The sequence below is a fragment of the Burkholderia sp. Bp8963 genome (genome assembly GCF_003854275.1).
GTDB lineage: Bacteria > Pseudomonadota > Gammaproteobacteria > Burkholderiales > Burkholderiaceae > Burkholderia.
This window is the reverse complement of sequence record NZ_QTQP01000026.1, coordinates 24,548-40,689: the sequence shown is the minus strand read 5'-3', so window position 1 is coordinate 40,689 and position 16,142 is coordinate 24,548. Positions and strand designations below refer to the sequence as shown.

15 protein-coding genes are annotated in these 16,142 nt (G+C 68.3%); 11 read left to right on the top strand and 4 right to left on the bottom strand.

What is annotated here, in order from left to right; translation table 11 throughout:
* Window positions 1-228: 228 nt before the first annotated feature.
* Complete coding sequence (locus DID96_RS21650; protein WP_124601311.1) at window positions 229-627, top strand: carboxymuconolactone decarboxylase family protein; 399 nt, start codon at window positions 229-231, stop codon at window positions 625-627.
* Window positions 628-773: 146 nt separating this feature from the next.
* Here the strand turns inward: DID96_RS21650 and DID96_RS21645 are convergent, their stop codons facing one another.
* Both DID96_RS21645 and DID96_RS21640 read right to left on the bottom strand, forming a co-directional pair.
* Window positions 774-1,805 (bottom strand): alpha/beta fold hydrolase, encoded by a 1,032-nt coding sequence (locus tag DID96_RS21645; RefSeq protein ID WP_124601310.1) that lies wholly within the window; start codon window positions 1,803-1,805, stop codon window positions 774-776.
* 30 nt (window positions 1,806-1,835) lie between these two features.
* Window positions 1,836-3,410 (bottom strand): NAD(P)/FAD-dependent oxidoreductase, encoded by a 1,575-nt coding sequence (locus tag DID96_RS21640; RefSeq protein WP_124601309.1) that lies wholly within the window; start codon window positions 3,408-3,410, stop codon window positions 1,836-1,838.
* 105 nt (window positions 3,411-3,515) lie between these two features.
* Here DID96_RS21640 and DID96_RS21635 point away from each other — a divergent pair, with 105 nt between their 5' ends.
* From DID96_RS21635 to DID96_RS21610, 6 genes are all read left to right on the top strand, one after another.
* Window positions 3,516-4,157, top strand: a complete 642-nt coding sequence (locus DID96_RS21635) for a TetR/AcrR family transcriptional regulator (RefSeq protein WP_185732323.1) — start codon at window positions 3,516-3,518, stop codon at window positions 4,155-4,157.
* Between the two features lie 429 nt (window positions 4,158-4,586).
* Window positions 4,587-5,042: a hypothetical protein gene (locus DID96_RS21630; RefSeq protein ID WP_124601307.1), complete on the top strand. Its 456-nt coding sequence runs from the start codon at window positions 4,587-4,589 to the stop codon at window positions 5,040-5,042.
* 103 nt (window positions 5,043-5,145) lie between these two features.
* Window positions 5,146-6,993, top strand: coding sequence for a GMC family oxidoreductase (locus DID96_RS21625; RefSeq protein ID WP_124601306.1), 1,848 nt, complete (start codon window positions 5,146-5,148; stop codon window positions 6,991-6,993).
* Entirely contained in the window at window positions 6,990-8,219 is a 1,230-nt protein-coding gene (locus DID96_RS21620; RefSeq protein WP_124601305.1) for a ferritin-like protein, read from the top strand. The genes DID96_RS21625 and DID96_RS21620 overlap by 4 nt, the downstream gene beginning before the upstream one ends.
* 31 nt (window positions 8,220-8,250) lie before the next feature.
* Window positions 8,251-9,123 carry a hypothetical protein gene (locus tag DID96_RS21615; protein ID WP_124601304.1) on the top strand — a complete coding sequence of 291 codons (873 nt, stop codon included), beginning with the start codon at window positions 8,251-8,253 and terminating at the stop codon, window positions 9,121-9,123.
* Between the two features lie 34 nt (window positions 9,124-9,157).
* The gene (locus DID96_RS21610; protein WP_124601303.1) at window positions 9,158-10,759 is read left to right on the top strand and encodes a GMC oxidoreductase; all 1,602 of its coding nucleotides are present in this window, start codon (window positions 9,158-9,160) and stop codon (window positions 10,757-10,759) included.
* A 53-nt stretch (window positions 10,760-10,812) separates the two neighbouring features.
* On the opposite strand, the gene DID96_RS21605 is transcribed toward DID96_RS21610, so the two are convergent.
* Window positions 10,813-11,775, bottom strand: a complete 963-nt coding sequence (locus DID96_RS21605; protein ID WP_124601302.1) for a LysR family transcriptional regulator — start codon at window positions 11,773-11,775, stop codon at window positions 10,813-10,815.
* A 126-nt stretch (window positions 11,776-11,901) separates the two neighbouring features.
* On the opposite strand from DID96_RS21605, the gene DID96_RS21600 reads away from it, so the two are divergent.
* Both DID96_RS21600 and DID96_RS21595 read left to right on the top strand, forming a co-directional pair.
* Complete coding sequence (locus tag DID96_RS21600) at window positions 11,902-12,546, top strand: glutathione S-transferase family protein (RefSeq protein WP_124601301.1); 645 nt, start codon at window positions 11,902-11,904, stop codon at window positions 12,544-12,546.
* A gap of 37 nt (window positions 12,547-12,583) precedes the next feature.
* The gene (locus tag DID96_RS21595; RefSeq protein WP_124601300.1) at window positions 12,584-13,573 is read left to right on the top strand and encodes a pyridoxamine 5'-phosphate oxidase family protein; all 990 of its coding nucleotides are present in this window, start codon (window positions 12,584-12,586) and stop codon (window positions 13,571-13,573) included.
* 6 nt (window positions 13,574-13,579) lie between these two features.
* Here DID96_RS21595 and DID96_RS21590 read toward each other — a convergent pair whose 3' ends face one another.
* A complete protein-coding gene (locus DID96_RS21590) occupies window positions 13,580-14,449 on the bottom strand; it encodes a LysR family transcriptional regulator (protein WP_124601299.1) in 870 nt (289 codons plus the stop codon).
* Window positions 14,450-14,618: 169 nt separating this feature from the next.
* Between DID96_RS21590 and DID96_RS21585 the strand changes: the two genes are divergently transcribed.
* Window positions 14,619-15,797, top strand: coding sequence for a Bcr/CflA family efflux MFS transporter (locus tag DID96_RS21585; protein ID WP_124601366.1), 1,179 nt, complete (start codon window positions 14,619-14,621; stop codon window positions 15,795-15,797).
* Between the two features lie 123 nt (window positions 15,798-15,920).
* Window positions 15,921-16,124, top strand: a complete 204-nt coding sequence (locus DID96_RS21580) for a DUF2970 domain-containing protein (RefSeq protein ID WP_059905263.1) — start codon at window positions 15,921-15,923, stop codon at window positions 16,122-16,124.
* Window positions 16,125-16,142: the final 18 nt, after the last annotated feature.

The following is a 16,142-nucleotide window of genomic DNA, read 5'->3' as shown; positions in this document are numbered from 1 at the left end:
GATTGCCGGCAACCCGGTGCACCGGTGGTCCCGCGCCGGCGCGTTCCGGCTTGACGCCCAACCGAGAACGGCGTCTTTGACGAACCGGCCTGACGCCGCGAACATGGCGTGCATGCGCCCGCTCGCGGGCGGACCCGAGCGGACCGGCAACCGGCAAGACAACCCGCAAGACAACCCGCAACACCACCGCAGCGACATCCCGAATCGACACAGGACCAGGACACCGACATGAGCGAACAGGACAGGGAACACGGCAAGGCGCGTCGCATCGACGTGATGGGCGAGGCGTTCGTCGAACGCGCGATGCGCGATCTCGACGGCTTTTCGCGGCCGTTGCAGGACTGGCTGAACGAACACGCGTGGGGCAGCACGTGGCAGCGGGACGGGATCGACTTGAAGACACGCAGCCTCTGCACGTGCGCGATGCTGGCCGCGCTCGGCCGCGGCACCGAGCTGAAGGGGCACGTGCGCGGCGCGCTCAACAACGGCGCGAGTCTCGTCGAGATTCGCGAGGTGCTGCTGCACAGCGCGCTGTACGCGGGTGCGCCGGCTGCGGTCGAGGCGTTCCGCAGCGCGCGCGAGGTGATTGCCGAGCTGGGCCTGAGTCTGCCCGACGACGAAGCCTGAAGCCGGCTTGAAACCGGCTGCGGCGCCCGACGGGCCGCAGCCGGCGTGGGCCGCGCGGAGCGAGTTCAGCGCCCGGCGTGAGCAACTGGTGTGGCCGGCGCGGAGGCAACTCGGGGCGCAGCCGGCGTGCGCCGCTCAGCGCGACCTCAGCGCCCGACGTGCGCGACCGGCGTAACCGGCGCAGCCGGCATGTCCGGCAAGTCCGGCAAGTCCGGTGCTTCGGCCTCGACCGGCGCCGCCGCGACGTCGGCCAGCCACTCGGTCGTGACGTCCGGAATCGTCACCGGCAGCATATGGCCGCCGTCGACCACCCGCAGCCGCACGCGCGGCGACTTCTGCGCGAGCGCCTCGCCGTGATTGCGCCAGTTCAGGATGCGGTCGCTGCGCCCGTACAGCACGTCGACCGGCAGCGCGAGCGACGCGTAGCGGCGCTCCATCGCGGGCAGGTCTTCGGGCACCGCGATCAGGTCCGACGACGTCGCGTAGAAACTGCTCGGCCGCAGCCCGAGCAGCCCGCCGCCCTTGACCGGAAAATCGTGCGGCACCGCTTCCGGCGCGAACACCGCGGTGACGGCCTTGCGGCCGGTCAGGATCGTCAGCGGAATCGCGAAGGTCCACGACACGAAGTGGCGTACGAGCCGAGACGGGATCAGCAGCGGCCGGAACGGCCCCGGCGGCGCGGCTTCCGGGTGCGTGAGCGGCGCGATCAGCGCGAGGCGGCTCACGTGCTCCCGATGGTTGAGGCCGACCGCGAGCGCGATCGCGCCGCCGAGCGAATGGCCGACGAGCACCGGCTTGTCGAGCTGCAGCGCGTCGATGAAGCCGGCGACCATGCGCGCCTGCGCGAAGATGTTCGCCTGTGAGCGTGCGCCGCGCACCGAGCGGCCGGCGCCCGGCCGGTCGAGCAGGATCACGCGATGCCGTTGCGCGAGCTGCTGCAGCGGCAGGTACGCGAAATTGCGCATTTGCCCCGCGAGCCCGTGGACGAACACGATCGGCGGGCCGCTGCCGTACTCGACGTAATGGATGCGGTCGCCGCCGACATCGACGAAGCGGCCTTCGGGCGGGAACGCGCGCGTCACGCGCCGCGCGATGTACCCGGTAAAGAGGGCGAGCGCCGCGAGCACCGCGACGACGCCGAGCAGCACGTGCTGGATCAGATGGTATGCATGGCTCATGTCGGCCTCATCGAGTTTTAAGTGCAAGTTTCAAGCGCGAGTTTCAAGCGCGGGTTGCGGGATCTGCGCGGCGGCCGCATCGGGCTTCGCACGCCGCTCGAATTGCATCGCCGTATCGGCGAGCGGGCTGAACTTCAGCGACGCAAGATCCAGCACGTAGTTCTGGTGGAATTTCCACGGCTTCTTCTGTCCCTGCTTCGGCAGAATCCCGGCCGCACGTTGAATGTAGCCCGAGTTGAGGTTCACCGCCGGCACGTTGCCGAGGTCGCCGGGCGCGAGGCGCGGCACGCAGGTGTCGTAATCGTGTGCGCGCATGTGGTTGAGCAGGCGGCACACGTAGCGCGCGATCAGCTCGGCCTTCAGCGTCCACGACGCGTTCGTGTAGCCGAACGACGACGCGAGGTTCGGCACGTCGCTGTACATCATCCCCTTGTACGACACCGTTTCCGACAGGTCGACCGCGCGGCCGTCGACGGTGACGTTCGCGCCGCCGAGCATCTTCACCTTCAGCCCGGTTGCGGTGACGATCACGTCCGCGTCGAGCCGCTGGCCGCTCTTCAAACGCAGGCCGGTCGGCGTGAAGCGCTCGATCTCGTCGGTGACGATCGATGCGCGGCCCGCGCGGATCGCCTTGAACAGGTCGCCGTTCGGCACGAGGCACAGGCGCTGGTCCCACGGTTTGTAGCGCGGCGTCAGGTGCTTCGCGACGTCGAAGCCGGGGCCGAGCTGCTTGCCGGCCGCGCGGATGATGAACTTCTTCGTCGCGTCCGGCTTGCGGCGCGCGAGATTGTAGAAATACATCGTCAGCAGCACGTTCTTGATCCGCACGAGCCGGTGCGCGAGCCGCGACGGCAGCACGCTGCGCAGCGCGTTCGCGATCTTGTCGCGCGCGGGCAGCGACACGATGTAGGTCGGCGAGCGCTGCAGCATCGTCACGTGCTTTGCCGCGCCCGCCATCGACGGCACGAGCGTCACCGCGGTCGCGCCGCTGCCGATCACGACGACGCGCCGGTTCGCGTACGACAGGTCCTTCGGCCAGTGCTGCGGATGCACGACGCTGCCCGCGAACGTGTCCATGCCGGGCCAGTCTGGCTGGTAGCCCGCGTCGTAGTCGTAGTAGCCGCTGCACATGTAGAGGAAGCGGCAGGTCAGCACGAGCGGCTCGGTCGTGCTGCCGGTCGTACCGCTGTTCGTACATTCGACGCGCACCGTCCAGCGCGCGCGGGCCGAATCCCAGTCCGCACCAACGACCTTGTGGCCGTAGCGGATCGTCTTGTCGATTCCGTAGATGCGTGCGGTGTCGCGGATGTAGTCGAGGATCGTCTGGCCATCCGAGATCGCGTTGTCGCTGTGCCACGGACGGAAGCTGTAGCCGAGCGTGAACATGTCGGAATCCGAACGAATGCCCGGATAGCGGAACAGATCCCAGGTGCCGCCGATCGCATCGCGTGCTTCAAGGATCGCGACGCTCGCGAACGGGCAGCGCTGCTTCAGGTGATAGGCCGCGCCGATGCCGGACAGGCCGGCGCCGACGATCAACACGTCGAGCTCGGCGCCGTCGCGGCGTGCACCGGTTGCGGCGACCTTGCCGGAAAACCCCTTCATCCGTCGTTCCTCCCGTGTCCGCTTGCGCTGCGCCGGCGGCGCGTCTAATTTTGGTGTTAGCCGTCACCACTTTAGTTTTCGGGTGTCCTGATGTCAAATAGCGGAATGGAGAAAGCACTCGAAACGGAAAAACGGGGCCGCTCGTACGGTGGCGTGGCGCCCGAGGTGCGTGCGGCGGAGCGGCGCGATGCGCTGATCCGCGCGGCGACGCGCGTGTTCGGCACGGTCGGATTCCGGAAGGCGACCGTGCGGTCGATCTGTCAGGAAGCGAAGCTCAACGACCGCTATTTCTATGCAGCGTTCGACAGCACCGACGATTTGCTGCGCTGCACCTACCTGCATCATGCGGAGCAGTTGCGCGACGCGGTCGCGCACGCGGTGGCCGCGCGCGGCGGGGATCTGGATGCGCGCGTCGACGCGGGGCTCGCTGCGTTCTTCGGATTCCTGCGCGACCCGTGCGCGGCGCGCGTGCTGCTGCTCGAAGTGATGGGCGTGAGTGCCGAGACCGACGCGACATACCAGCGCATGCTCGTCGAGTTCGGCAAGCTGATCATGGCGATCGGCGCGCCGGGCGACACGGTCACGGCGGCCGAGCGCGCCGGGCAGCGGCTGATCGGGATTGCGCTCGTCGGCGCGATGACGAACGTCGGCGCGGCGTGGCTGCTGACCGGCTACCGCGATCCGGAAGCGCATGTGATCGCGAGCTGCAGGAAGGTGCTGCTCGGCACGCTGCGGTCGGTCGCGTAGCCGCAGAGGCGGCCCGGATGACCGGAAACGACGCCGTTCGCGCCCATAGCGTTTTTCAACGACAAGCCGGATTTGAATTAAAAAAACAATCGGCAGCCGTCCTTTGCTTTTCCGGAATTCGTCGAATATATTTTCCTCACACGGTTTGGGGTTAATCGAATGATTTAGATGCCGTAAGAAACGAGGGCATTCCGGGGACCAATTTTCTTTCTTGCCTGGCGCGCGCTGGTGCGCCACGTCATGAAGTCAGTCGAGCGTTGCCTGGCCTGTCCGACAGGGCGGGAGGCGGCGGTACGTCCGCGTTCCGGCGGCACGCGGGCGTCTTGCGTCCGCGGCCGGTTCAGGATTCATGGATGAACCGCCGATTTATTCCAATTCGGGGCGAATTGAAAAATGAATAATGAAAATGCCGAGCAGGACAATCGCGAAATGCAGCGCCATTCGGCGTTCATGAAGAACAGCTCGAAAATTCTCGAATTCACGCAGTTCACGCTGCGCGGTACCGGCATCGGCGAAACCTTGTGCGATTTCTTCGTCGCGAAAGTCGGCGGCGAGATCTTCGACGAGTGGATGGCGGAGATGACTGCGGTGCCTGACGCCGGCCCCGACAAGGACAAGGCCGTGCACGTCTTGCTGCACGGTGCTTACGGCGCGCTGACACGCAACTTGCTGAGTGCCTGGTACACCGGCGTGTGGTCCGAGCTGCCCACCGCCTGGCGGGCGGAGTATCTGCCCGCCGGTCAGCCGGACGAGGACAGCGTGATCTCCGCGCGCACCTATCAGGAGGCGCTCGTCTGGCCGCTGGTCGGCGCCCATCCGCCGGGCGCGAAACAGCAGGGCTGGGCCGCCTGGTCCATCCCGCCTTCGGCGCCGCCGCTGCGCTGAGCCGGGCGGCCGCGCGCCGTCCGTCGAGTCTCGCCTGTCTTGCCTGTCTCGCTTGTCTCGCTTGTCCCGCCGGGCTGCGCCCGGCTCAACCGGGGAATCCAGCATGAAGATCGAAGCAGCGCAGAGCGCGCTTGCGCGCCATTACGACGTGGTGATCGTCGGCGCGGGCATCATGGGGGCCATCGTCGCGCGCCGGCTGGCCGAGCACAAACGCCGCGTGCTGCTGCTCGAGGCCGGCACCGGCTCCGGCCTGAACTTCACGAACTACTCGCAGTTCCTCGAAACCTATTACGCGACACTCGCGAAGGTGCCGCAGGCGCCGTATTCGAACAACCCGAACGCGCCGCAGCCGAACGAGCTGCAGATCGAAGTCGTCCCCGAGCACGACAACACGGACGGCGGCTATTTCGTGCAGCGCGGCCCGCTGCCGTACCGCAGCACCTACACGCGCTACGCGGGCGGCACGACGCTGCACTGGCTCGGCACGTCGCTGCGGATGCTGCCCGAGGACTTCCGGATGCACAGCCTGTATCGCGTCGCGCAGGACTGGCCGCTGTCGTACGACACCTTCTCGCGCTACTACGAGCAGGCCGAACGCGAGCTCGGCGTGTCCGCGAACGTCGACGAACAGGCTTATCACGGGCAGCACTTTCCGCAGGGCTACGTGTATCCGATGCACGGCCTGCCGCCGAGCCTCGTCGATCAGATGTTCGCCGAAGGGCTCAAGGGGCGCACCTTCGATCCCGGCGACGGCGCGCATCCGCTCGACGTGATCGGCACGCCGGCTGGCCGCAATGGCATACCGAACGACGCCTACGACGGCGGCAACGGCTATGCGCCGGTCGGCTCGGTGAGTTCGCGCGCGATCGGGCATCGCTGCATGGGCAATACGAGCTGCGTGCCGATCTGTCCGGTGCAGGCGAAGTACAACGCGATGAAGACGCTCGTTGCGAGCCCGGGCGACTACGTGACGCTCGTCACGCAGTGCGTGGCGAGCGAGCTGCTGATCGACCGCGACAACGGCCGCATCACCGGCGTGACGGTCAAGAGCTATGTCAAGCCGGGCGAGCCGAATTACCAGACCTTCGTTGCGCGCGGCGACATCGTCGTACTGTGCGCGGCGCCCGTGGAAAACGCGAAGCTGCTGCTCGCGTCGCATGCGGCGAACAGCAGCGGGCTCGTCGGCGTCGGGCTGATGGACCATCCCGAGCTGCTGACCTGGGGGCTCGCGCCGCGACAGGTGTGGCCGTTCCGCGGGCCGATCGCGACGTCGGGCATCGAGGGGATGCGCTGGGGCGCGTTCCGCGATCACACCGCGTCGTTCCGCATCGAGATCGGCAACGAAGGCTGGGGCTGGCCGACGGCCGCACCGGCGAGCGATGTGGCGGAGTTCGTCAAGGGCAATCAGTGGGGACGCGGGCTGCAACGCGCACTCGTCGAGCGCGTGACGTGCCAGGTGCGCTTCGGGATTCTCGTCGAACAATTGCCGGAAGCCGGCAACCGGCTGGAGATCGACAAGCGGTATCTCGACGTCCTCGGCAATTACCGGCCCGTGATCCATTACGACGTGAGCGACTACACCCGCGCCGGTTTCGCGCTGGCGCGCCAGGTTTCGGATCGCATCTTCAAGATGTGCGGCATCGACGACCGTACGAAAAAGTTCGACGATCAGCCGCATTTCTCGTACCGGGGGCACACGTTCAACTACCAGGGCGCCGGGCATTACATGGGCGGGCACCGGATGGGCAGCCATCGGCACGACTCGGTCGTGAACGCCGACCTGCGCGCGTGGGATCACGACAACCTCTATGTGGTGGGCTGCGGCAGCATGACCACCAGCGGCACGTCCAACCCCACGCTGACGGGCGCGTCGCTCAGCTTCCTTGCCGCAGACCGGATCGAAGCGGCGCTGGGCCGCCAACCGCACGTCAACGCAGGAGCTACCGCATGAACCTCACGGAACAAGTCCGCCTGCTGCATGCGTACCAGGCGGCGCAGGCCGGCGAACCCGGCATCGACGAGACCGGTCTGCTCGAGCACCTGCCGCATCCGGGCCTCGGCGAGACGATCCCGACGCTCGGCCGGACGTTTCGCGAACTGGCCGACGCGATCGGCTCGACCGACATCGACACCGACCGCAAGGATCTGCTGAACGACCTGCAGCAGGCGCTGATCCTCGAGCACGCGACGATCCCGCCGTACCTGACCGCGCTTTACACGCTCGCGCCGAAAAGCAGCTGGCGCGCGCTCGAGGTGCTGCGCTCGATCGTCGTCGAGGAGATGCTGCACCTGACGCTCGTCGCGAACGTGATGAACGCGCTCGGCGGCGCGCCGCAGACGAGCGCGCCGAACTTCATGCCCGACTATCCGGCGCCGCTGCCGTTCGACATCGACGGGATCAAGGTCAACCTGTTGGGCTTCTCGCGCGAGGCGGTCGAGCAGGGCTGCGCGATCGAGCGGCCGCGCGAGATTCGTTACGGCGTGCTGTTCCGCGCGCACCCGGCGCCGGGCGACATGACGATCGGCGAGTTCTACGTGCGGATCGAAGCGAAGCTGCGCGCGTTCGTCGACCGTTACGGCGAGGCGCGCACGTTCATCGGCGAGCCTGCGCGGCAGGTCGGCGCGGGGTTCTACTACGACGGCGCGGGCGCGACGTTCCCGGTCATCGACAGCGTGTCGGCGCTGCTCGCGCTGCGCACCATCCGCGATCAGGGCGAAGGCGTCAGCGACACGATCTGGACCGGCAACCGCGAGCAGTACAAGAGCTTTCCGGAAGTCGCGCACTTCTTCCGTTTCAACGAATTGCTGGCCGGCCGCGAGTACAAGTGGAACGACACGGTCGAGACCGGCCCGCGCGGCAAGCCGTTCGAGGTCGACTGGGCGGCGGCGATCCCGATCCGGCCGAACAGCAAGCTCGACGATTATCGCGACGCGCCGGAGATCCTCGCGCATGCGCAGGCGTTCAACGTCGCGTACTGGGATTTCCTGCGGACGATCGAGCAGGCGTTCAACGGTACGCCCGCGCTGCTGCAACAGGGGATCGGCACCATGTTCACGCTGAAGGACCGGTTCCTGCGCCTCGTGAACAACCCGCTGCCCGGGCGTGCGACGCGGCTGCATGCCGCCCCGACGTTCGAATACGCACCGCCGGCCGCGCCCGACGCGGCCCTTTCCTGATCGCTGTCCGTCACCTCGTGAGGAGACTTTCATGTCGACCCAGCTGCCTTCCGTACCCGCGCCCCTGTCGATGCCGTTTTACTACGCATCGCTGATCAATTGCGTCGTGCATTTTCTCGTCGATGCGAAACGGGTGGCGCCGTTCCTGCAGGACACGCCGCTGAGGCCGGCGCTGTTCGGCGGCCGCGCGTCGGTCGCGTTCAACTTCCAGGCCTATGCCGGGCAATTCTCGGGCGGGGTTGGCCAGCCGGCCGAAAAGTGGCCGTCGAACTGCATCGGCGTCACGCAGGAGGTGGAGCTGAACATCGTCGCGTTTCCGGCCGCGCAGGCCGCGTCGCTGCCCGAGCTGAGCTTCGAGCAGTGGGTGATGGGCGACGACCAGAGCAAGCTGATGGGCAATCACCGCGTGTATGTGCCGTGCGACAGCGACGCCGCGATCCAGGCGGGCGTCGAGCTGTTCGGCGAGCCGAAATTCAAGACCACGTTCGGCGTGAACCTGCCGTCGTTCAACCCGGTGCGCAAGGCGGGCGTGCCGTTCTACGAGCCGGAATGGGTCGAGACCTGGAGCTTCAAGGTCAACGATCCGCAGATGCCGGCCGAGGACATCTTCACCTGCGTCGCCGACCTGAACGGCCTCACGGCGACCCCCGGCAACCTGTCGTCGATCACTGAGTACGGCCAGCACGACGGGCGCGCGATCGCGTGCCGCTGGAACATCCTGCAGCCGTTCAGGACCTACTGGCTGCGGCCCGAGGACGCGCACCGCGTGAGCGTGCGCTACGGGCTGAGCCGGCACCCGATGCAGCAGGCGATGAAGGCGCTGCTCGACGGCGCGCATGCGCACGCGGTGCAGACCTTCGTGTCGGCGCCGGCGGCGATCCAGAGCCGCGCGGTGTTCCTGTGAGCGCGCCGCGCGCGTGTAGCGAAGGAGAACGACCGTGAGCCTCGAATCCTTTCTGGCGATCGACAGGCCGGGCACTGCGCAGCCCGTGCTGTCCAATCTCGCGCAATATTTTCTCGGCAACTGGGAGGACCTGAAGCGGCCCTACGACTACATCGTGATCGGCGGCGGCGCGTACGGCACGACATTCGCGGAACGCATCCTGCGCGCGGGCAACGGACGCGTGCTCGTGCTGGAGAAGGGCTCGATCTTTTTCCCCGACCACGCGCAGAACCTGCCGCCCGCGTATGTCGACGCGGTGTACGGGCCGGCCGTGTCGCCGTGGATCTGCGACAGCAATTTCACGCTCGCGCCGCAGCAGCCGTATGTCGGCGGGCGCGCGCTGTTCTGGAACGCGTGGGTGCCGCAGCCGCGGTCGTTCGAGTTTCCGCATTGGCCCGCGTCGGTCGTCGCGTCGCTCGACGCCGAGTGGTATCCGCTCGGCGAGCGCATCGGCCGGCGCTTCAGCCTCGCATGTGCGGGCAACGACAACCGGACGCTCGACGGAATCGCGAAGGCGCGGCTGTTCGAAGGCAACGCGAGCATCGCGTGCGCGGTGCCGCTCACGATGCCGTCGGATCTCGACAGCGCGATGGCGACCGGCGCGGACGTCGCGCCCGGCCAGTTCGCGAAGTACGCGCCGGTCAAGACGCTGGTCGCGCTCGCGCAGGCGTATCCCGACCGCCTGAAGGTCGTGCCGCTCACGACGGTCGCGCGCATGCAGGCGGACGGCGGCCGCATCGCGCGGCTCGAGCTCGTGTCGACCGACCAGCACCGGACCACGAGCCTCGACGTCGGCGCGGCGCGCATCGTGCTCGCGAACAATACGATCGAGGCGGCCGCACTGTGCCTGACCGCGCTGCCCGAGCATCCGCTGCTCGGCAAGAACCTGTGTGTGCACAATCGCTCCGCGCTGACGTTCCGGATCCCGGCCGGACGTTTTCCGGCACTCGCGGACCAGCTGCAGGTGTGCGCGTACTACCAGCTCGGCCAGGTCGATGACGAGCGGTTCTTCCACAACCACATCTCGGTCGTGTTCAATCCGCATCCGGCCGAGGACGAGGATCTGCTGTATCGCGTGCTGCCCGACGCGTCGTCCGCGCAGTCGCTCGCGATGTACCGGGAGCCCGGCTACGTATACGTGCTCGTGCAGGCGCTCGGCGAGATGCTCGGCGAGCGCAGCCCGAAGAGCTGGAACCGCGTGAGCGTGCGCAACGGCCAGACCCTGATCACGCTGCGCGAGCAGCCGCAGGACGCGGATGCGCGGCGCAAGATGAACCAGTCGGTGAAGGACATCGTGCGCGTGCTGTCGGCCGGTGCGCCGGTGCAGTACATGCATGCACCGCTCGATAAACCGCTCGACATCACGTGGCGGGCCGACCTGCCGGACATCGATTCGTCACTGGTGTTCCATGAGGCCGGCACGCTGTGGATGGGCGATTCGCCGAACGATTCGGTGACCGATACGTCGGGCAAGCTGCACGGGATCGGCAATCTGTACGGCACGGGGAGCATGCTGTTCCCGTCGCCGGGGTCGTGGAACCCGACCTATACGGGGATGGCGATGACGTCGGTGCTCGCGAAGCGGTTGGGCGGGTAGGGAGACCGAACGCGCGGGCGGGGCGGGTTGGGGGCTGCGCTGCCGGCACCCGGTCAAGTCTTGGAACGAAGGTCTTTCGATCCGGCCGACCGCGGCCGCGTCCCCCGTGGCGGCGTGTCGCCGATCCGCTTGCGCGTCGCGTCGATGAACGCCCGCACTTTCGGCGACGGCAGCCGCGTCGACGGAAACACCGCGTGAATCCCGGACGGCGGCGAGCGCCACGCTGGCAGCAGGCGCACGAGCCGCCCGGCGGCGACGTCGTCCGCAGTCGAGAAATCGGTCAGCAGCCCGAAGCCGCCGCCCGCGAGCGCGATCGCGCGGCACGCGGTCGCGGTGTTCGACACGACGTGCGCGGTGCAGCGCACCGACGCCTTGCCGCCGCGCGTGTTCTCGAGCTCGAGCGTCTGCGGACGCGCCAGCGACGACAGCATCACGAACGGCAGTGCCGCGAGCGCGTCCGGGGTGCGCGGCATGCCCCAGCGCGCGACGAACGCAGGGCTCGCAACCGGCCACTTCTCGTATGCGCCGAGCTGCACCGCGCGGTAGTTCGAATCCGTGAGCCGGCCGATCCGCACGGCGACGTCGATGTTGTCCGCGACGAGATCGACGAGCCGGTCGTTCGCGATCAGCTCGACGTCGAGCGCCGGATGCGCGTCGCGCAGCGCGACGATCGCCGGCGCGACCACCTGTTCGCCGTAGTCGATCGGCGCGCTCACGCGCAGCGTGCCGCGCAGCGGCCCCGCGTCCGACGACACCGCTTCGAGTGCATGCTCGGTCGCGCGCATGATGTCGCGGCATGCGTCGTAGAACGCGCGCCCCGCGTCGGTCACCGCAAGCCGCCGCGTCGTGCGCACGATCAGGTTCGCGCCGACTTCGGATTCGAGCCGCTGCATGTGCGTGCTGACCACCGTTTTCGCGAGGCCGAGCCGCTCGGCCGCGGCCGTCAGCGAGCCCGCTTCGACCACCGCCACGTAGATCGCCAGCCGGTTCAGGTTCACGTCGCGCAGATCCGCCATCGTCGATTGTCCTGTCGGAAAGGATAATGTTTCCGCGATTATCGCTCTTCTGAAGACCGGCGGCGCGCGTTACGCTGGGGTCGTTCGTCGCCGATTCCCGGCGGCGCGTGATCCCGGAGTGTCACCATGTCCGCCGCCGGCAAGCCCGTTTCTCCCATCCGCGTCCATTCGTTTCCGCTGTCGGGGCATGCGCATCGCGTGCGCCTGTTCCTGTCGCTGCTCGGCGTGCCGTTCGAGATCGTCGACGTCGATCTCGGCGCGGGCGAGCAACGCAAGCCGGCCTTCCTCGCATTGAACCCGTTCGGGCAGGTGCCGGTGATCGACGACGGCGGCATGGTGCTGGCCGATTCGAACGCGATCCTCGTGTATCTCGCGAAACGCTATGGCGACGCGCACTGGCTGCCCGACGATCCGGTGGGCGCGGCGGCCGTGCAGCGCTGGCTGTCGCTCGCGGCCGGGCCGATCGCGGCAGGCCCGTGCGCGGCGCGGCTCGTGACCGTGTTCGGCGCGCCGCTCGATCACGACGCGGCGAAGCGCGCTGCGGTCAGGCTGTTCGACGTGATCGACGCGGAGCTTGCGGGCAAGCGGTTCGCCGCCGGTGCGCAGCCGACCATCGCCGACATCGCCGCATACACGTACATCGCGCATGCGCCGGAAGGCGGCGTGTCGCTCGAACCGTATCCGCATCTGCGTGCGTGGCTTGCACGAGTCGAGGCGTTGCCGGGGTTCGTCGCGATGCCGACGACGCGCGCGGGCCTGCTCGCGGCCTGACGCACGGGTCGCGCCGATTCAATCAGGGGAGCAAATGATGAGCACGCCAACTGTTGCGATCCCGGCCTGGGAGCTGGACATTTCGCCGTTCCATGCGGGCGAGCTGGAAGTGCAGCGGCGCGCGGGCGTCGCCGATGCAGCGGGGGCTATCGGCCGGCGCGGCATCCGGCGCTTCATCCCCGACCAGCATCGGACGTTCTATTCGCAACTGCCGTTTTTCGTGCTCGGCGGCGTCGATGCGGGCGGCCAGCCGTGGGCGACGCTGCGGGTCGGCGCGCCGGGTTTCGTGTCATCGCCCGATTCGCGCACGTTGCGGATCGCCGGCGACACGTTGCCCGGCGATCCGCTCGACGGCGCGTGGCGGACCGGCGCGCCGCTCGGCGGGCTCGGCATCCAGTTCGACACGCGGCGGCGCAATCGCGTGAATGGCGTCGTGCACGCGGTCGACGGCAACGCGCTGACGATTGCGGTCGAGCAGAGCTTCGGCAATTGCGCGAAGTACATCCAGGGCCGCACGCCCGTGTTCGATCCGCATGAGGCTGCCGACGCGCCGCAGCTCGAACGGTCCGATCGACTGAGCGCTGACGATCGCGCCCTGCTCGAGCATGCGGATACGTTTTTCGTCGCGAGCGCGAATACGTCGGTGGAAGCGGGCGCGGCGGGTGGCGCCGACGTGTCGCATCGCGGCGGGCTGCCGGGCTTCGTGCACGTCGACGACGCGTGGACGCTGACGACGCCGGATTACAGCGGCAACCGGCTCTTCAATACACTCGGCAATCTCCGGCACGATCCGCGCGCGGGCCTGCTGTTCGTCGATTTCGAGCGTGGCGATCTGCTGTATGTCGCCGCGCTTGCCGAGATCGTCTGGGACGGGCCGCTGGTCGAGTCGTTCGACGGCGCGCAGCGGGTCGTGCGGTATCGCGTGCAGGAGGTGCGGCGCAGCTCGGCGGTCATGCCGTTCCGGTGGTCGGCGGTCGAATGGGCGCCGCAGTTCGCGGACCGGGTGGCACGCAGGCACGTCGGCTAGCACGCGTCAGACCGCAAACGCGTCGGCAATCGCGTCGACCACCACGCGCACGCGGGCCGTGCGGGCCAGATCCTGGTGCAGCACCAGCCACGCTTCATACGGCCTGGCCCTGCGTCGTCCGGGCCAGATCCGCGTCAGTTCGGGGTCGCGCTGAGCGACGTAGCTCGGCAATTCGCCGAGCGCGAGGCCCGCGCGCACGAAGGTCGCCAGCATCAGGCTGGAATCGAGTTCCGCGACCACGCGTCCGTCTGCCCGCGATTCGCCGGCCAGCGTGTCGTCCTGCTGCTGCGTGACGCCCGGCTGGTACAGCGCGATGTCATGGCCCGCGAATCCGCTGCCGGGTTGCGGCTCGCCGCGCCGCGCAAGATAGCGCCGGGCCGCATAGAGCCCGACCTCCCAGCTGCCGAGCTGGCGCACGATCAGTTCGGACTGCTCGGGCCGCAGCGTGCGCACGGCGACGTCGGCCTCGCGGCGGGCCAGGTCGAGCATGCGCGTGGTGGTGCTCAGGATCACCCGCACGTCCGGGTGGCGGACCTGCAGGCGCTCGATGGCCGGCACGACGAAATCCACCGCGAGCGCGTCGGTCGTCGTCACGCGCACGTCGCCGGCGATCCGTTCGTCGGCCCCCTCGCTGCGCCGCTCGAACGACACCGCGAGGCGTTCCATTCCCTCGGCCGTCTGCAGCACCTGCCGGCCGCTGTCCGTCAGCACGAGGCCGCCGGTGGTCCGCAGGAACAGCCGGCTGCCGAGGTCGCGCTCCAGGCCGCCGAGCCGTCGTCCGACGGTCGTCTGGTCGAGGTCCAGTTGCTGCGCGGCCCCGCGCAGCGTGCCGGCGCGCTGGATCGCCAGAAAGATGCGTACGTCGTCCCAGTTCATGTGTTCGTGTCCAGGGTTGCAAATTTGCAGCATGAGCATGCGAATCCGTGCATTTTCACATGGCCGGTGGCTGCCTAACATCACGCCTTTCCCTTTCTTCGAACAAGCGCACGGCCGGCGCTGCCGGCGTGCGTGGAGCCGCCTGATGCCCCAGCTGATGTCACACCCGATGCCACGTTTGTCCTTCATCGTTACCGTCGCGATGCTCAGCGCGTTCGGCCTGATCGCGTCCGACGTCTACCTGCCGGCGATGCCCGCGATGGCGGCCGCGTTCGGCCTGGCCGACTGGCAGATGCCGCAGACGGTTTCCGTCTATCTGCTGGTGCTGGCCGCCGCGCAGCTTGCGTACGGGCCGCTGTCGGACCGCCACGGCCGCAAGCCGGTGCTGCTCGCCGGCATCGCGCTCTACATCGCGGGCTCGCTCGGCTGCGCGTCGGCGGCCGGTTTCGCCGGTTTCCTCGCGTGGCGAATGCTGGAAGCGGCCGGCGCGGCGGCGGGCCTCGTCATCGGCCGCGCGATCATCGCGGACACCTGCGACAAGCGCGCGTCGGCGAAGGTGTACGCGGTGGTCTATCCGCTGGTGTCGTTGTCGCCGGCGCTCGCGCCCGCGGTTGGCGGCCAGCTAGCCGCGTCGTTCGGCTGGCGTGCCGACTTCGTGTTCGTTGCGGCGTTCGCGGTCGCGGCGCTGCTGATGGTGCTGGTCCTTCTGCCGGAAACCCTTCCCCGCGGCGCACGGGTTCGCACGTCGCCGTTTGCCGGATTTACGCAGGTGCTGCGCGACCGCGCATTCCTTCGCTACACGCTGATCGTCTGCGCGATCTATTGCGCGTGGTTCGTGTACCTGACGCAGTCGCCGTTCCTGTTCGCGCGGCAGGGCCTGAGCGAGCGGCAGTGCGGCTGGCTCTACGTGCCGCTGACTGCCGGCATCATCGTGGCCAACCTGCTGGCGCGGCGCTGGCTCGATCGCTGGCCATACGACCGGATCGTCGCGGCCGGCATCGCGTGCTTCGCGCTCGGCGGCGTCGCGTTCGTCGTCGTCGCTGCTTGCGGGTTCGTCGGGGTGGCCGCCGTGATCCTGCCGATGTCGCTCGTCAGCCTGGCGAACGGGTCGTCGCTTTCGCTGGCCGTGTCCGGCGCGATCGCCGGCGAGCACGGCCATGCGGCGACGGCGTCGGGGCTCGTCGGCTTCTGCCAGATCGGCAGCGCGGCGCTGGTGGCGACAGGCGTGAGCGCGCTGTTCGGCACCGGCGGCACCGTTCTGGCGGTGTCGGTGCTGCTGCTCTCAGGGCTGGCCTGTGCCGCGTGCCTGCCGCGTTGGCAGCGGCCGGGCGCCGCCGGGCCGGCCTGAGCGGCTTCGCGCTTCCCGGCGCGCGACGAAGTGCTGCCCGAAAAGCGTTCGCAACTGCTTCTTTTTTCCGATGCCGATCGGATCGACCATCACGTCATCCGAAATGAGCAAAGGAGCGAAGCCATGAAACTGCTCGGCATGATCCGCCTGGTCCTGTGGAGTTTCTTCGGCGTGCGCAACAGCAAGGCGCATGCCGCGGATCTCGCGAACGTCAACTTCACGCTGCTGCCGTTCGTCGCGATCATTCTCGCCGCGCTCGTCGGCGCAGTGATCTACGGCGTCGTGCATCTGGTCGCGGATCCGACGTCGACGATGCAGGGGTTCTGAGCGGCACCTGCGATCCTG

What these genes read in the sequence shown, in the direction of transcription:
- DID96_RS21650 (WP_124601311.1), top strand. Translation starts at nt 229, where the DNA reads ATGAGCGAACAGGACAGGGAACACGGCAAGGCGCGTCGCATCGACGTG.
- DID96_RS21645 (WP_124601310.1), bottom strand. Translation starts at nt 1,805, where the DNA reads ATGAGCCATGCATACCATCTGATCCAGCACGTGCTGCTCGGCGTCGTC.
- DID96_RS21640 (WP_124601309.1), bottom strand. Translation starts at nt 3,410, where the DNA reads ATGAAGGGGTTTTCCGGCAAGGTCGCCGCAACCGGTGCACGCCGCGAC.
- DID96_RS21635 (WP_185732323.1), top strand. Translation starts at nt 3,516, where the DNA reads ATGGAGAAAGCACTCGAAACGGAAAAACGGGGCCGCTCGTACGGTGGC.
- DID96_RS21630 (WP_124601307.1), top strand. Translation starts at nt 4,587, where the DNA reads ATGCAGCGCCATTCGGCGTTCATGAAGAACAGCTCGAAAATTCTCGAA.
- DID96_RS21625 (WP_124601306.1), top strand. Translation starts at nt 5,146, where the DNA reads ATGAAGATCGAAGCAGCGCAGAGCGCGCTTGCGCGCCATTACGACGTG.
- DID96_RS21620 (WP_124601305.1), top strand. Translation starts at nt 6,990, where the DNA reads ATGAACCTCACGGAACAAGTCCGCCTGCTGCATGCGTACCAGGCGGCG.
- DID96_RS21615 (WP_124601304.1), top strand. Translation starts at nt 8,251, where the DNA reads ATGTCGACCCAGCTGCCTTCCGTACCCGCGCCCCTGTCGATGCCGTTT.
- DID96_RS21605 (WP_124601302.1), bottom strand. Translation starts at nt 11,775, where the DNA reads ATGGCGGATCTGCGCGACGTGAACCTGAACCGGCTGGCGATCTACGTG.
- DID96_RS21600 (WP_124601301.1), top strand. Translation starts at nt 11,902, where the DNA reads ATGTCCGCCGCCGGCAAGCCCGTTTCTCCCATCCGCGTCCATTCGTTT.
- DID96_RS21595 (WP_124601300.1), top strand. Translation starts at nt 12,584, where the DNA reads ATGAGCACGCCAACTGTTGCGATCCCGGCCTGGGAGCTGGACATTTCG.
- DID96_RS21590 (WP_124601299.1), bottom strand. Translation starts at nt 14,449, where the DNA reads ATGAACTGGGACGACGTACGCATCTTTCTGGCGATCCAGCGCGCCGGC.
- DID96_RS21585 (WP_124601366.1), top strand. Translation starts at nt 14,619, where the DNA reads ATGCCACGTTTGTCCTTCATCGTTACCGTCGCGATGCTCAGCGCGTTC.
- DID96_RS21580 (WP_059905263.1), top strand. Translation starts at nt 15,921, where the DNA reads ATGAAACTGCTCGGCATGATCCGCCTGGTCCTGTGGAGTTTCTTCGGC.